The organism is Microcella putealis, from assembly GCF_004216575.1.
Lineage (GTDB): Bacteria > Actinomycetota > Actinomycetes > Actinomycetales > Microbacteriaceae > Microcella > Microcella putealis.
Map to the genome: position 1 here is coordinate 244,756 of NZ_SGWW01000003.1, position 15,198 is coordinate 259,953.

The 15,198-nt window shown below is 72.4% G+C and carries 15 protein-coding genes; 9 read left to right on the forward strand and 6 right to left on the reverse strand.

Going from position 1 to position 15,198, the window contains the following annotated elements; translation table 11 throughout:
* Window positions 1–96: 96 nt before the first annotated feature.
* Entirely contained in the window at window positions 97–504 is a 408-nt protein-coding gene (locus EV141_RS08590) for a pilus assembly protein CpaE (RefSeq protein WP_130485547.1), read from the forward strand.
* Here EV141_RS08590 and EV141_RS08595 read toward each other — a convergent pair.
* Complete coding sequence (locus tag EV141_RS08595) at window positions 445–1,746, reverse strand: glutamyl-tRNA reductase (protein WP_130485548.1); 1,302 nt, start codon at window positions 1,744–1,746, stop codon at window positions 445–447. The genes EV141_RS08590 and EV141_RS08595 overlap by 60 nt on opposite strands.
* A 132-nt stretch (window positions 1,747–1,878) precedes the next feature.
* On the opposite strand from EV141_RS08595, the gene hemE reads away from it, so the two are divergent.
* The 8 genes from hemE to EV141_RS08635 all read left to right on the forward strand — a co-directional run bounded on the left by hemE (window position 1,879) and on the right by EV141_RS08635 (window position 9,808).
* Window positions 1,879–2,949, forward strand: a complete 1,071-nt coding sequence (gene hemE, locus EV141_RS08600; protein ID WP_130485549.1) for a uroporphyrinogen decarboxylase — start codon at window positions 1,879–1,881, stop codon at window positions 2,947–2,949.
* 3 nt (window positions 2,950–2,952) lie between these two features.
* Complete coding sequence (locus EV141_RS08605) at window positions 2,953–4,194, forward strand: protoporphyrinogen/coproporphyrinogen oxidase (RefSeq protein ID WP_130485550.1); 1,242 nt, start codon at window positions 2,953–2,955, stop codon at window positions 4,192–4,194.
* On the forward strand, window positions 4,191–4,856 hold the full coding sequence (hemQ, locus tag EV141_RS08610; protein WP_130485551.1) for a hydrogen peroxide-dependent heme synthase: 666 nt from the start codon (window positions 4,191–4,193) through the stop codon (window positions 4,854–4,856). The genes EV141_RS08605 and hemQ overlap by 4 nt, the downstream gene beginning before the upstream one ends.
* Window positions 4,853–6,124 carry a ferrochelatase gene (locus tag EV141_RS08615; protein WP_130485552.1) on the forward strand — a complete coding sequence of 424 codons (1,272 nt, stop codon included), beginning with the start codon at window positions 4,853–4,855 and terminating at the stop codon, window positions 6,122–6,124. Before hemQ ends, EV141_RS08615 begins: the two co-directional genes overlap by 4 nt.
* Window positions 6,121–7,086: a hydroxymethylbilane synthase gene (hemC, locus tag EV141_RS08620; RefSeq protein WP_130485553.1), complete on the forward strand. Its 966-nt coding sequence runs from the start codon at window positions 6,121–6,123 to the stop codon at window positions 7,084–7,086. The genes EV141_RS08615 and hemC overlap by 4 nt, the downstream gene beginning before the upstream one ends.
* A complete protein-coding gene (gene hemB, locus EV141_RS08625) occupies window positions 7,083–8,084 on the forward strand; it encodes a porphobilinogen synthase (protein WP_260437768.1) in 1,002 nt (333 codons plus the stop codon). Before hemC ends, hemB begins: the two co-directional genes overlap by 4 nt.
* On the forward strand, window positions 8,081–9,448 hold the full coding sequence (locus EV141_RS08630; RefSeq protein ID WP_130485554.1) for a glutamate-1-semialdehyde 2,1-aminomutase: 1,368 nt from the start codon (window positions 8,081–8,083) through the stop codon (window positions 9,446–9,448). The genes hemB and EV141_RS08630 overlap by 4 nt, the downstream gene beginning before the upstream one ends.
* A 90-nt stretch (window positions 9,449–9,538) precedes the next feature.
* Window positions 9,539–9,808: a hypothetical protein gene (locus tag EV141_RS08635; protein ID WP_130485555.1), complete on the forward strand. Its 270-nt coding sequence runs from the start codon at window positions 9,539–9,541 to the stop codon at window positions 9,806–9,808.
* Between the two features lie 85 nt (window positions 9,809–9,893).
* On the opposite strand, the gene EV141_RS08640 is transcribed toward EV141_RS08635, so the two are convergent.
* The 5 genes from EV141_RS08640 to EV141_RS08660 all read right to left on the reverse strand — a co-directional run bounded on the left by EV141_RS08640 (window position 9,894) and on the right by EV141_RS08660 (window position 15,087).
* Window positions 9,894–10,922, reverse strand: coding sequence for an ABC transporter substrate-binding protein (locus tag EV141_RS08640; RefSeq protein ID WP_130485556.1), 1,029 nt, complete (start codon window positions 10,920–10,922; stop codon window positions 9,894–9,896).
* Between the two features lie 103 nt (window positions 10,923–11,025).
* Window positions 11,026–11,940 carry an ABC transporter ATP-binding protein gene (locus tag EV141_RS08645; RefSeq protein ID WP_130485557.1) on the reverse strand — a complete coding sequence of 305 codons (915 nt, stop codon included), beginning with the start codon at window positions 11,938–11,940 and terminating at the stop codon, window positions 11,026–11,028.
* Complete coding sequence (locus EV141_RS08650; RefSeq protein WP_130485558.1) at window positions 11,937–12,971, reverse strand: FecCD family ABC transporter permease; 1,035 nt, start codon at window positions 12,969–12,971, stop codon at window positions 11,937–11,939. The genes EV141_RS08645 and EV141_RS08650 overlap by 4 nt, the downstream gene beginning before the upstream one ends.
* Window positions 12,968–14,056 carry a FecCD family ABC transporter permease gene (locus EV141_RS08655; protein ID WP_198675527.1) on the reverse strand — a complete coding sequence of 363 codons (1,089 nt, stop codon included), beginning with the start codon at window positions 14,054–14,056 and terminating at the stop codon, window positions 12,968–12,970. Before EV141_RS08655 ends, EV141_RS08650 begins: the two co-directional genes overlap by 4 nt.
* A complete protein-coding gene (locus EV141_RS08660; RefSeq protein WP_130485559.1) occupies window positions 14,053–15,087 on the reverse strand; it encodes a siderophore-interacting protein in 1,035 nt (344 codons plus the stop codon). The genes EV141_RS08655 and EV141_RS08660 overlap by 4 nt, the downstream gene beginning before the upstream one ends.
* Between the last annotated feature and the right edge of the window lie 111 nt (window positions 15,088–15,198).

Below are 15,198 nucleotides of genomic sequence, written 5' to 3' on the forward strand. Positions count from 1 at the left end.
GACCCGAAAACAGTAAGCGGCCCCCGACCCGCACCACTCACACGAACCGGATGCCCCGCACAGGTGGCATCCGGTTCGTGCTGTCACCGTGAAGACATGATCAGCACCGCCCTCGCCCGGCAACTCCGCGACACCGGCCTCGCGTGGCACCCCGAATCGGGCGACCGATTCCAAATCGACCGCGCCGAACTCGACGGCGACATCTTCACCGTCAGCGACCTCACCATCGAAGCGCACCACTACCCGACAGGCACCGTGCTCGGCTTCAACGGCACCACCGAATGGGCACTCGACTCAGTCGACGTCGCCGACGCACTGTGGCTTCCACGCGAAGACCAGCTGCGCGATCTGCTGCGCGGCAGCTTCCGATCGCTCGAGCGCACCGACGACGGCTACATCGTCACCGCGCAGCTCGACGACGTCGAGCACCGCTACGAGAGCGTCTCAGCCCCCGAGGCCTACGGCCTCGCCCTGCTCGCCGTCATCGACCGCGTCAGCGCCTGACGCCGCAGCGTCTCCCCCTGCGGCCGCAGCCGCCTGCTCGGCCACCTCGATGCCGAACAGCGTCGTCACCGCCTGACCGAACGCATCCGCGTCACCGCGCGCCGCGTGCTGGCGAGCCAGCGTCGACGGGGTGTGCAGCAGAACGCCCGCAAGGTGCCGTAGCGACTCCTCCGCTCGGCCGTCATCGCCGCGGCGACGAACACGCTCAATCTCGGCGTCGACGATCGACAAGACGTGCTCGCGCAGCGCCACAATCGCCGGCGTGACCTGCGCGTGGGCCGAATACTCGTGCGCGGCAGCGTCGACCACGGCGCGCGCATCCTCGGCCGCGCTCCACTGCACGAGGGGAGCGTGCATGCGCACCGTCTCGAGGTCGAGCAGCGTCACGCCCTCGAGCTCGCCCACCTCCGGGTCGATGTTTCGGGGCAGACCGAGATCAACCGCGTAGAAGGTGGCGTCCTGCGGAACATCGTCGACGTCGACCGACAGTCGCGTCGTGCAGGTGATGACGACATCCGCCCACGTCAGTGACGGGGACAACTCGTTGGTCGGTTCGGTGGCCGAGCGCTCGGCGAACACCTGCGCGCGACCGGTCGGCGAATACACCCGGATGCGGTCGGCGCCCCGCTCACGGAGAGCGGCAACCGTCGTGGCCGCATACTGCCCGGTGCCGATCAGCAGCACGTTCACGCCCTGCCAGTCGCGCAGTCGGCTGCCGACGAGATCGAGCGCGAGGCGCACGAGCGAGCGGCCAGTCGCGCTCGCGTCGCCCTCCGCGCGGGCGGCGCGAGCCGTGCGGATCGCCTGCTGGAAGGCGCGGTCGAGGGCGGGGGAGGTGGTGCCGAGCTCGCGGGCGGCAGCGGCGGCACGCTTGACCTGGCCCGCGATCTCCTCCTCGCCCACGGCAACCGACTCGAGGCCCGCCGACACCGAGAAGAGGTGGTGCACGGCGCGGGCGTCGTTCAGCAGTTCCGCGTTCGACAGCGCCTCGGCCGTGCCGACGCCGGCAAGGCCGTCGAGCGCGTCACCGACGGCGCGGGATGCGATCTCGCGCGCCTTGAGGTCGGGGGCGTCGATGTCGAGGTAGACCTCGACGCGGTTGCAGGTCGAAATGCTGACCGCGCCCCGCACGGCGTCGTGTGAGCCGGCGACCTGCGCACTCAGGCGTTCAGCGTCGACCGACAGCCGTTCGAGAAGATCGAACGGCGTGTTGCGATGGTTCGCCGTAACGCACAGGAGCACTCGCACAATGGTACGCCGCTCTTTCCGACCGATCGTTCAGGAACGATGCCGCGAGCATCCTTCACTGACCGGGGGTTTTCCGCGCAGGAGCCGGTCAGGAACCCCCCGAGCGGCGGGCCTATCCTGAGGGGCGTGTCTTTGAAGCCTGAGCATCCGCTCGTTGACGGCCGTACGGCCGATTCTCCCCTCGTTCGCGCCTACCGCGGTGAGCGCCCCGAGCGCACCCCCGTGTGGTTCATGCGCCAGGCCGGGCGCTCGCTGCCCGAGTACCGCGAGCTGCGCGCCGGCGGCGACATGCTGCAGGCGTGCCTCACGCCCGACATGGCAAGCGAGATCACGCTGCAGCCCGTGCGTCGCCACGGCGTCGACGCGGCGATCTTCTTCAGCGACATTGTCGTGCCGGTGTTGCTCGCCGGCGTGGATGTGCGCATCGTCGTCGGGCGCGGGCCGGTGCTCGACACCCCCGTGCGTACGGCCTCCGACGTACTGAAACTGCGCCCGCTCGACCCGGCCGCGCTCGACCCGGTGCGTCAGGCCGTTGCGCAGACCGTCGAGCAGCTCGGCTCGACGCCGCTGATCGGCTTCGCCGGCGCGCCCTTCACCCTCGCCGCCTACCTCGTCGAGGGCGGCCCGTCGAAGGACCAGATTCGGGCGCGCTCGCTCATGCGCTCCGACCCGCAGACGTGGGCGACCCTGCTGAACTGGTGCGCCGACGTCACGGGTCAGTTCTTGCGCGCCCAGGTCGAGTCGGGCGCGAGCGCCGCGCAACTCTTCGACTCGTGGGTCGGCTCGCTTTCGCGCGAGGACTACCGCCGCCGCGTCTTCCCGCACTCGAAGCGGGCCCTCGACCACCTGCGCGGTCTCGACGTCCCGAAGGTGCACTTCGGTCTCGGCACCGACCGCATCTTCCCCGACATCACGGCCCTCGGCGTTGACGCCGTCGGCGTCGACTGGCGCATCCCGCTCGACGACGCGGCAGCGATTCTTGGCGAGCAGTTCACGGTGCAGGGCAACATCGACCCCGCGATGCTGACCGCCCCCTGGCCGGCGCTGAAGGCCCACATCGACGACGTGCTCGAGCGCGGCCAGGCCGCCCGCGCGCACGTGGTGAACCTCGGCCACGGCGTGCCGCCCGAGACCGACCCCGACGTGCTGACCCGCATCGTGCGCTACGTGCACGGTGAGCGCGACGCCGCGGAGTAGCCCGTGCAGCGCGTCGTCGTCATCGGGGGAGGGGTCGCGGGCCTCACCCTCGCGTACCGCGTGGCCCGTGCCGGCCGCGGGGTGCTCGTCGTCGACTCTGCGCAGCGGCCCGGTGGTCAGCTTGGCCGTCACACGGTCGCCGGCATCACCCTCGACTCGGGCGCCGAAGCCTTCGCCACCCGCGGCGACGCGATCCCCACGCTGCTCGCCGAGCTCGGCCTCGACGACCGCGTCGTGCAGCCGGCCGCCTACCCGGCGTGGCTGTTCGGCGCCGACGGCCGCGCGCATCCGTTGCCCGCCGCGAGCGTGCTGGGCATTCCGGGGGTCCCGCTCGCGAGCGACGTCGCCGCCGTCGTCGGCTGGGGCGCCGCCTGGCGCGCGGCGCTCGACCCGCTGATTCCCGGGCTGATTGGCGCGAAGGCCGACACCGTCGGCGAGCTCGTGCGCCGCCGCATGGGCACGGGCGTGCTCGAGAAGCTCGTCGCTCCCGTCGTTGAGGGGGTGCACTCGCGCCACCCCGATGAGGTGCCGGTCTCGGCGCTCGGCGAGGTTCCGCGCCACATGTCGCGCGGCACCGCGCTCGCCGCCGCGGTGCGCCGCGTGCGCGACGCGGCCCCCGCGGGCAGCCTCGTCGCGAGCCTCGACGGCGGCCTTCACACGCTCGTGGATGCGCTGCTCGCCGGAATCGAGAAAGCCGGCGGCGAGATCGTCACCGGCACCACCGCCGAACTGGTCGACGAGGGCACGGTCTCGCTCACCCACGCGAACGGCACGGTCACGCGCGAAAACGGTCGCATCGTGATCGCCGCGCCCGGCATCGCCGAGCCCGCCACGACGAGCCCCGCGCACCTCGTCACGATCGCCCTCAACGCGCCCGCCCTCGCCGACGCCCCGCGCGGCACCGGCCTGCTCGTCGCCCGCGGCAGCCGCGTGCGCGCCCGCGCTCTCACCCACCTCACGGCGAAGTGGCCGTGGCTGCGTGAGCGTGCAGGCAGCACCGAACTCGTGCGCCTCAGCTACGCCGAACCCGCCGAGCTGTCGACGGCCCTCGCCGACGCGAGCACCCTGCTCGGCGTCCCCCTCGAGGCGCCACAGGTCGTTGACCACGCGACCGTCTCGTGGAGCCGCGCGCAGCCCACCGAACCGCACCCCAGCATCCCCACCATCGGCGAACAGGCCTCCGGAACGGGCCTCGCCGCCGTCATCGCCCACGCCGAGCGCACTGCGAAGGAGCTCATCCCATGACCGACCAGGTTGCCTACACCCTCTACGCCGTGCTGCGGCGCGACCCCCACCGCGAGGCCAGCGGCGCGGGCGTCGCCGAGGCACTCGCCGCCGTCGCCGGGACGGGCGTCGTCGTGCGTGGCCTCTACGACGTGAGCGGCCTGCGCTCTGACGCCGACATCATGGTTTGGATGCACGGGGAGAGCCCCGAAGCGATTCAGGCGGCCATGCGCACCATCCGTCGCGCCCCGCTGCTGTCGACGTTGCTTCCGACCTGGAACGCGATGGGCGTGCATGTGCAGGCCGAGTTCAGCCGCAGCCACGCTCCCGCCTTCATGCTCGGCAAAGACCCGCTCGAGTGGCTCTGCGTGTACCCGTTCGTGCGCTCGTACGAGTGGTACTTGCTGCCCGACGACGAGCGCCGCGAGATGCTCGCCGAGCACGGCCGCAAGGGCAGCGCGTTCACGGGCGTGCTGGCGAACACGGTCGCGGCGTTCGCGCTCAACGACTACGAGTGGTTGCTCGGGTTGGAGAGCGACAATCTGTTAGACCTCGTCGACATGATGCGCGACCTGCGCTACACGGAGGCGCGGCGCCACGTGCGCGAAGAGGTTCCGTTCTTCACCGGCAGGCGCTTCGGCGACGCCGACATTGACGCGCAGATCTTGGAGGTTGTGCGATGACCATCACGAACAACGGGCTCGGTACCGACGGCAAGGCCGTCGTCGTCGACCTGAACGAGGGCCGCTACGAGGGCGAGCAGTTCGCCCGCGCGGCGAGCGAGACGGCGCAGAAGTACGTGCTGCCCGGCCGCGTCGAGGAGGCCGTTGCCTACGACGCCGTGATCCTCGCCGGCTTCGGCGGCCCCGAGGGGCAGGACGATGTCATCCCCTTCCTCCGCAACGTCACCCGCGGCCGCGGGATCCCCGACGAGCGCCTGGAAGAGGTCGCGCACCACTACCGCCACTTCGGCGGCGTGAGCCCGATCAACCAGCAGAACCGCGAGCTGCAGGCCGCCCTGCAGGCCGAGGCCGACCGCCGGGGCCTTGGCATTCCGATCTACTGGGGCAACCGCAACTGGGATCCGTACCTGCCTGAGGCGCTGCAGAAGGCCTACGACGACGGCCACCGCACAATTCTGGGCCTCGCGACGAGCGCGTATTCGAGCTTCTCGAGCTGCCGCCAGTACCGCGAAGACTTCGCGAAGGCTCTCGACGAGACGGGCCTGTGGGGCGAGGTGCGCATCGACAAGATCGCCCAGTTCTTCGACGCGCCCGGCTTTGTGCAGCCCTTCGTCGCCGGCGTCGTGGATGCGCTGCGCACGCTGATCGCGGAGGGCGCCGACCTCACGACGACGCGTGTCTTGTTCGCGACCCACAGCATCCCGACGTCTGACGCGGAGCGCAGCGGACCGCGTGACGTCGACTGGGGCGACGGCGGCGCCTACGCCGCCCAGCACCTCGCCGTCAGCGAGGTCATCATGCAGAAGGCGCTCGCCGAGCTGCGCGCCGAAGACGGGCACGCGAACCTGCCCGACGTCGAGTGGCAGCTCGTCTACCAGAGCCGTTCGGGACCCCCGAGCCAGCCGTGGCTTGAGCCTGACATCAACGACGCAATCGCCGAGCACGCCGCCGCCGGCGCGACCGCGATCGTCATGGTGCCGGTCGGCTTCGTGAGCGACCACATGGAGGTCATGTGGGATCTCGACACCGAGGCGATGGAGACCTGCGAAGAGCACAATCTGCGCGCGCTGCGGGTGCCGACGCCAGGTGTCGACCCCGTCTACGTCAGCGGCCTCATCGACCTGATTGAGGAGCGCCTCAACGGCACCCCGACGAGCGAGCGCGTGCGCGAGACGACGCTCGGCCCCTGGTACGACGTGTGCCGCCCGGGCTGCTGCGAGAACGTGCGCGCGGGCTTCAAGCCGGCGATTTCGGGTCTGCAGCCGTGAGTGGTGCCGAGTCCGCCCCGATCCGGCTCGGCACTCGCGGAAGCGCCCTCGCGCTCGCCCAGTCGCAGCGCGTCGCCGACTCGATCGCGGCCCGCACAGGTCAGCCGGTCGAGCTCGTGCCGATCACGACCCACGGCGACACCTCGACGGCGTCGCTTGCGAGCATGGGTGGCGTCGGCGTGTTCGTCGCCGCCGTGCGCGAGGCGCTGCTCGCGGGCGACTGCGACGTGGTCGTGCACTCGCTGAAAGACCTGCCGACGACCCCGCACGATGGCCTTGTGGTCGCCGCCATGCCCAAGCGGGCGGATGCGCGCGACGCGCTGGTCTCACGCGATGCGGTCACGCTCGATCTGCTTCCCGACGGCGCAAAGGTCGGCACGGGCTCGCCGCGTCGGCGCGCCCAGCTGCGCCGGCGCCGCCCGGCGCTTCAGATTGTCGACCTGCGCGGCAACGTCGACACCCGCATCGGGCGCGTGCTCGGCGATAAGGAGGGCGTGGATGCCGACCTCGACGCCGTCGTGCTCGCCGCGGCGGGCCTCGAGCGCATCGGCCGGGAAGACGTGATTACCGAGCACCTCGGGATCGACGGCTGGCCAACCGCCCCCGGCCAGGGCGCGCTCGCCGTCGAGACGCGGGCCGACGCCCGCGGCCCGCTGCGCTCGGCGCTGAAGAGCATGGATCACCACGCCACCCGCGTCGCGGTCGATTCCGAGCGCGCCGTGCTGCGCCTACTCGAGGCCGGCTGCTCGGCCCCGCTCGGCGCGCACGCGTTCATCGATGGCGGCATGCTCTTCCTCTCGGCGCGGGTCTACTCGCCAGAGACGGGGGAGCGCGTCTCGAGCGCCCACGCCCTGTACCTCGAAGACACGAAGACCCCGGCGGAGGACGCGGCGGCCCGCGTTGTGGAGGATCTGCTGAAGCAGGGCGCCGCCGAGCTCGCCCCGCTGGGAGGGACCCCGTGACCGACACCTTTTCCCGCGATCTCGCCCCGCGCATCCGCCCTCGCCGCCTGCGCCAGTCGGCGGCGATGCGCCGCCTCGTCAGCGAGACCGAGCTGAGCCCCCGGCACCTCGTGCTGCCGCTATTCGTGCGCGAGGGCCTCGACGCCCCGCAGCCGATCGCGTCAATGCCGGGGGTCGAGCAGCATTCGCTCGACAGCCTGCGGCGGATCGCCGCCGAGGCGGCCGAGGCCGGGCTTGGCGGGGTCATGCTGTTCGGTGTGCCCGCCAGCCGCGATGCGGTCGGCTCGGGCGCGACCGACCCCGAGGGCATCCTCAATGTCGCCACCCGCGCGATCGCCGACGAGGTCGGCGACGCGCTCGTCGTGCAGACCGACCTCTGCCTCGACGAGTTCACCGACCACGGCCACTGCGGCGTGTTGGATGCGCGCGGCCGGGTCGACAACGACGCCACGCTCGAGCGCTACACGGCCATGGCGATCGCCCAGGCCGAGGCCGGTTCGCAGCTGCTCGGCCTCAGCGGCATGATGGACGGCCAGACGGCCGCCGTGCGCACCGCGCTCGACGACGCGGGCCACACCGACGTCGCCCTGCTCGCCTACTCGGCGAAGTACGCCTCGGCGTTCTACGGGCCGTTCCGCGACGCGGTCGACTCGCAGCTCACTGGCGACCGCCGCACCTACCAGCTCGACCCGGCGAACGGGCGCGAGGGTGTGCGCGAGGCGCTTATCGACCTCGAGGAGGGCGCTGACGTGGTCATGGTGAAGCCGGCGCTCGCGTACCTCGACGTGCTGCGCCAGGTCGCCGACCTCTCGACCGTGCCTGTCTGGGCGTACATGGTGTCGGGCGAGTACGCGATGATCGCCGCCGCCGCGCAGAACGGCTGGCTCGACGGCGACCGCGCGCAGCTCGAAGCGCTCATCTCGATTCGCCGCGCCGGGGCGGACGCCGTGCTCTCGTACGCCGCGCTCGACCTGGCCCAGAAGGGACTCCTCTCATGACCCGCTTCATTTCGGGCCGCACCCCCACCACCAACGCCGAAGCGTTCGAGCGGGCGCTCGTCGTCACGCCCGGAGGCGTCAACTCGCCGGTGCGGGCGTTCCGCTCGGTCGGCGGCACGCCCGTCTTCCTCGCGAGTGGTCACGGGCCGTACGTGGTTGACGTCGAGGGCACCGAATACGTCGACCTTGTGGGGCAGTGGGGGCCGGCGTTGCTCGGCCACGCGCATCCTGGCGTCATCGCGGCCGCGCGGGCGGCCGTCGAGAAGGGGCTCGGATTCGGCGCCGCCTCGACGGGCGAGGTCGAGTTGGCCGAGCTCGTGCTTGACCGCCTGACGCTCACCGGGCCGGACGGCGCCGAGCGCCGCGGCATCGAGAAGCTGCGCCTCGTCTCGACCGGTACCGAGGCGACCATGACGGCGATCCGCCTCGCGCGCGGCGCGACCGGCCGGCCGCTGCTCGTGAAGTTCGCCGGGCACTACCACGGGCATTCCGACTCGCTGCTGTCGGAGGCGGGCTCGGGCATCGCGACGCTGGGTATTCCGGGCTCGGCGGGCATCACCCCCGAGACAGCCGCCCAGACGATCGTGATCCCCTACAACGACGAGGAGGCGCTCGCCGAGGTCTTCGCCACGCACGGCGACCGCATTGCCGCCGTCATCACCGAGGCCGCCGCCGCCAACATGGGCGTCGTGCCGCCGAAGCCGGGCTTCAACAAGCTGCTCGGCGATACCGCGCACGCGCACGGCGCGCTGCTGATCGTCGACGAGGTCATGACCGGGTTCCGCTCGACGGCGGCCGGCTGGTGGGGGCTCGAAGAGCGCGAGGGCGTGCCGTACGACGCTGACCTCATGACGTTCGGCAAGATCATCGGCGGCGGCCTGCCGCTCGCGGGCCTCGGCGGTCGCGCCGAGATTCTCGACCTGCTTGCTCCCCTCGGCCCGGTGTACCAGGCGGGCACGCTCAGCGGAAACCCCGTCGCCGTCGCGACCGGTGCCGCCATGCTGCGCGGCGCCGGCCCCGAGGTGTACGAGCACCTGCCCCGCGTCGCGCACGAGATCGCTTCTGGTCTCTCGGATGCGCTGAGTGCGGAGGGCGTCGCCCACACGGTTGCATGGGCGGGCTCGCAGTTCTCGATCTTCTTCCGCGACAGCGCCCCTCAGAACTACGCGGAGGCGCAGGCCCAAGACGTCTTCCGCTTCGGCCCCTACTTCCACGCGATGCTCGAACACGGTGTCTCGCTGCCGCCGAGCGTGTACGAGGCGTGGTTCGTGTCGGCCGCGCACGACGAGCGGGCGGTTGAGCGCGTGCTCGCGGCAGCGGTGCCGGCGGCGAAGGCTGCGGCTGCGGCTCTGCCCAGCGCGTAGAGAAGGCAGGGCCGGGCAAGCGGGCGGACCGCTGGGAAGTGTCAACACTATGTTGACACTTTGGGTATCGGGCGTTTAGGTAGTCACGACATGGCGACGACAAAGAAGAACAACACCGAGGCGTGGCTCGACGATCTCGAGCTGACGCCGGAAGACATGCGCGACGGCACCCATCTGGCGAGGGTTGGCGCCGCGCTCGATGCGCTTGAAGCCGCGGAAAAGGGTCTTGCCGACGCGGTCGCGCTCGCTCACGCCGCTGGTGATTCGTGGGCCGCAATCGGGGCTGTGCTCGGCACCTCTCGGCAAGCCGCTCATCGAAAGTTTGCGCCCCACGTGACTCGCACGGGGATAGTCGGCTAACGACGCGGAACGGCCGCCCTTCCCACCGCAGTTGCGCGGGGAAGGGCGGCCGTTGTCGCGTGCCGCAATTGTGGCCGGGGCTGGCTCAGCCGATCTCGGCGACGGCGGCGGCGAGCTGGGCGACGACCTCGTCGAGGCCCCACGGCAGCGACAGCGCGGTGGGCGGCGAGACTGAGGCGATGAACTCGGTGCCGACGAGCTGGGCGACGGCGCCATCGGCGACGGCGGGAATCGCCTGCCCGTACGGGGCGTCGAGCAGGGCCTGCGCCTCGTCGGCCGTCGAACCGTAGACGACGACCACGTCGCTCGCCAGCTCGCTCGTACGCTCGTACGACAGCGTGAAGAAGAACGGCGACTCATCGGTGTCGAGCTCGTCGACGGCGGGGGCGTTCACGAAGCCGAGGTCGAGCATGAACTCGACGCGCGGGTCTTCGTCTGCGTAGACGTAGAAGGTGCCGGCCGTGTCCCACGCGGTGGCGAGGCTCACGCCCTGGAACTCGGGGTTCGCGTCGGCGGCGGCAGCCAGCTCGGCGTCGATGCCGTCGAGCACCGCGTCGGCCTCGTCGGTGAGGCCGAGCGCCTCACCCGTGATCGAGATGACGTCGCGCCACGGCGTCGACCACGGCTGGTCGTCGTACGCGACAACGGGGGCGATCGCGCTGAGCGTCTCGTACTGCTCCTCGGTGATGCCCGAATAATGGGCGAGGATCACGTCGGGGTCGGCTGCGGCGATGTCTTCGAACGGCACGTCTTCGCCGGTGTCGGGCAGCACGGTCGGGGTCTCGGCGCCGGCCTCGTCGAGGGCCTCGGCGATCCACGGAAGCACGCCGTTCTCGTCGCCGCCGTACGCCTGGAAGGGCATCGCCACGGGCACGACGCCGAGCGCGATGGCCGCATCGGTCGACCCCCAGCCCCAGGTGACGACCCGCTCGGGTGCCTCGGCGATCTCGGTCTCGCCGAAGGCGTGCTCGATCGTGACCGGGAAGGCGGCCGTGTCGGCCGCGGGGGCGGATCCCGTGTCAGCCTCGTCGGCGGGGGAGCCGGATGCGCATCCCGCGAGAACGAGAGCACTCGCGGCGGCGAGGGCGATGGCGGGCAGTGCGCGGGCAGTCATGGTGCGCGCAGAGTGGGCGCGGGGCGCAGCGGGCATGGGAAAGGTGCTCCTCGAGGAGGGGCCGCAACGAGGCGGCAGAACGGATTAGGTAAGCCTAACCTTACTAAACCGTCGCCTGGAAGACAACCGGGGTTTTGGCCGGGTTAGGAACCGTGCTCGCAACCGGGGAGGCAACGGGCGAGACAAGCGCCCGGGGCAGTACGACCGGGCGACCCGTGTCGGGGTCGGTCAAGATGCGCGCGTCGATGCCGAACGCATCCCGCACCGTCGCCTCGGTGAGCACCTCGCCAGCTGTGCCCTGCGCGACGATGCGCCCGTCGCAGAGCACGACCAGCTCGTCGGCGTAGCGCGCTGCGAGCGTCAGGTCGTGCAGCACGACGACGACGGTTGTGCCCCGGTCGACCTCGGCCCGCAGCACGTCGAGCACCTCGACCTGGTGGGCGACGTCGAGCGCGCTCGTCGGCTCGTCGAGCAGCAGGATGCGCGGCTGCTGTGCCAGCGCCATCGCAATCCAGACGCGCTGCCGCTGCCCGCCGCTCAGCTCGTCCATGCGCCGCTCGGCGAGGGAGGCGGCGTCGGTCGCGGCAAGCGACGCCGCCACGACCGCGTCGTCGTCGCTCGAGCGGCCGCGGAAGACCGGCTGGTGCGGGTAGCGGCCGCGGGCGACGAGCTCGCCGGCCGTGATTCCCTCGGGAGCGATCGGGTTCTGCGGCAGCACGCCGATCGTGCGCGCGAGCTGGCGGGCGGGGATGCGCTCAATCGGGTCGCCGTCGAGCGTGACGTGGCCTTCGTGCGCGGGCAGCAGACGGGCGAGGCCGCGAAGCAGGGTCGACTTGCCACTCGCGTTCGCGCCGACGAGCACGGTGAGGGCGCCGGGGCGCACGGCCACGTCGACGCCGTGGACGACCGGGCGGTCTTTCGTGTAGCCGAGGGTGAGATTCTCGGCGCGCAAGGCGGGCGCGGCGGCGCCGGGCGCGTCGGGCGAGAGCGTCACGGGAGCGGGTGCGGTCGCGGTCATGCGCGTCCTTCCTGGCGGGCGGCGCGGATCAGCAGCCACACGAGCAGTGGGGCGCCGACGGCGCCGGTGACAAGGCCGGCGGGCGGCTGCAGGGATCCGGGGATGAGGTTCTGGGCGACGAGGTCGCTGGCGAGCACGAGCACTGCACCCACGAGGGCGGCGGTCAGCACGGCGGGTCCTCCGCCGCGCAGGCGTCGGGCGATCGGCCCCGCCACGAAGGCAACGAAGGCGAGCGGGCCGGCGACGGCGACGGAGGCCGCGGCGAGCACGGTCGAGGCCGTCACCGCGAGGATGCGCGTGCGGCGCGGGCGCGAGCCCACCGCGGTCGCGGTCTCGTCGCCCAGCAGCTGGGCGGCGAGGGCGCCCCGCCCGAGAACGGTGCCGATGGCGACGACGGCGACGAGCATCCCGAGCACGAGGGTTTCGGGGGTCGAGGGCGAGCCGACGCTGCCGACGAGCCAGAAGTAGGCGCTGTCGGCCTGCTCGAGGCGGGCGCGGGTGAGGGCGTAGCCGAGCACACCCTGTGCGAGGAAGGCGACGGCGATTCCGACGACGACGATGCGGGTTCCGCCGAGCTGTCGGCCGCTCGCGGCGAGCACCAGCACGATGGCGACGGCGGCGCCGACGAGGGCCGAGCCCGATACGGCGAGACCCGTGGCGCCCGCCCCGATCGCGAGCACAGCGGCCGCGCTCGCCCCGCCCGTGACGCCGACGATGTCGGGGCTCGCCAGCGGGTTGCGCACGACCGACTGCAGCAGCGCGCCCGCCATGCCGAGGGCGGCGCCGACGACGAGGGCGAGTGTGAGCCGGGGCAGGCGCAGCTCGCGCACGATGAACTGCGCGCCGCCGTCGGCCGTGCCGGCGAGCGCGGCGATGACGTCGGCGGGCGCGATCGCGACCGATCCGACGGCGAGCGCGGTGATCGCGAGGGCGATCCCGACGGCGGTGAGGATGCCCGTGGTGCTCGCGGCGCGCATCCGTCGTTCGCGTCGGGTGCGGTCAAGCGCGCCGAGCGCGACGGCCGCGCTCATGCGGCGACCGCCCGTCGGGCGCGCACGAGGGCGATGAGCAGCGGGGCGCCGAGGGCGGCGATGACGATGCCGACCTCAAGCTCGCCGGGGGGTGCGACGAGGCGGCCGATCACGTCGGCAACGAGCACGAAGGCGGCACCGGCGACGGCCGCGACCGGCATCAGCAGACCGTGGTGCCCGCCGACGGCGGCGCGGGCGGCGTGGGCGCCGAGTAGCCCGACGAAGACGAGCGGGCCGGCGAGCGCGGTGGCGGTGCCGGCGAGCAGCACGATGGCGACGAGGGATCCGCCGCGCACGGCGCCGAGCCGGAACCCGAGGCCGCGTGCCACGTCGTCGCCGAGGGCGAGCGCGTCGAGCGGGCGGGCCAGCAGTGCGGCGACCATGACGCCGGCGACGACGAGCGGCAGCAGGGTGAGGGCGGCGTCGAGCTCGCGCCCGGTGAGCGAGCCGACCGTCCAGAAACGGTAGCGGTCGAGGGCCGCGGGGTCGCCGAGCAGCACGAGGGTGGTGAGCGTGCCGAGTCCCGCGGTGACGGCGAAGCCGACGACGACGAGTAGGGCGGGGGTGGCGCGGTCGCCGGCCGCGCGGGCGAGCGCCCCGATGCCGAGGCTCGTGACGAGCGCGCCCGCGAGGGCCCAGACGGCGAGCCCGATGACGCCGGTCTCGCCCGCGAGGGCGATGCCGAGCACGACGGCGAAGGATGCGCCCGCCGTGACCCCGAGCAGGCCCGGGTCGGCGACGGGGTTGCGGGCCACGCCCTGCATCACGACGCCGGCGAGGCCGAGGGCGACGCCGACGATGAGGCCGATGACGGTGCGCGGCACCCGCAGGTCGCGCACGGCGACGGCGTCGGCCGGGTCGCCGAGCGCTCCCGGGTCGGTGAGCGCGGTGACGACGGTGGCAAGGTCGGTCGCCCGGGCCCCGAGCGCGAGGCTCAGCGCCACGGCGAGGGCGAGACCGAGGCCTAGCAGGGCGGCGCCGCGCAGGCGGGCGGCGCGTGAGCGACGCGACGCGACGAGGTGCGGCGAGCGCGCCACACCGGCGGGCCGCGCCACCTCACTCGGCGCGGCCTCGGTCGCGGTCACTGTCCTTCGGAGCGCCCTTCGCGCCAGTAACCCATGAAGGCCACGGCGCGACGGCTCACCCCGACGTCGCTCACCAGGTACCGGCGCAGCCGCTTGATGACGGCGGCCTCGCCGGCGATCCAGGCGTAGAAGTCGCTGCCCGTCAACTCGACGGGGCTGTCCCACAAGAGCTCGGTGTCGACGTCGATGTCGTCGAGCGCGATGGGGGAGGTGTCGAGGGCGGCTTCGAGGTCACCACGGTGGCCGCTGACCCACTGTTCGAGCGAGCGTTGCAGCAGTTCGCCACGCGGCGCAATGGCCTGAAAGCCCTGCGCCGTCTCGCAGCCGGCGTCGCGCGCGAGCCATGCGATGCGCTGTCGCGCCTGCGGCACGATGCGCTGAATGTCGTCGCTCGAGGCGACCTCGATGAACGCCTGTGCCCGGATGCCCGGGGCCAGGCTCTCGAGGATCGACGAGATCGCGGGCGCCGCCGTCTCGTCGCCCACGAGCAGCACGGTGCCCGCGTCGCCGGGCCGCCAGTCGCACCCGATGAGTGGGTCGGCCGTGCGGGCATCGGGCCCCACGATGAGGACGCTGTCGCCAGCCTGCACCCGCTGCAGCCAGCGGGCGGCCGGGCCGTCGCCGCCGGGCGCGGGCTCGTGCAGCACCATGTCGACGTCGAGCCGGCGGCTCGCTGTGTCGATCGCCCGCACCGTGTACGTGCGGAAGGCGGGCCGCTCGGCGTCGGGCAGCGCACGCCAGCGGGCGTACCAGTCGCCCGCGAGGATCGCCGCGTCGTCGTGCTGGCCGAGGTCGGGCAGAGACGCGTCCACACCCGCCCCGTCGATCGGAAACACGATCTTGATGCGCTGGTCGAGCCCGGTCGTGCCGAACACGTCGAAGTCGTCGCTCTCAAAGCTCACCCGTACCAGGTGCCGCCCGAGGGGCAGCACGCGGCTGACGCGCGCGGCGAAGGGGCGGTAGGCCGGGTAGACGGCGGGTGCGGCTGCTGCATCAGTACCGCGCTCCACCCGGGCAGGTGAGGTAAGCATTACCTAAGTATGCACCGGGCCCTCCCCCCGCTGTCCAGCTCGAACAGCACGGCAGGCCCTGGGAGTTGCCTCCACGATCCCGACGCGCGCCGCACGCCCCGCACTACGCTT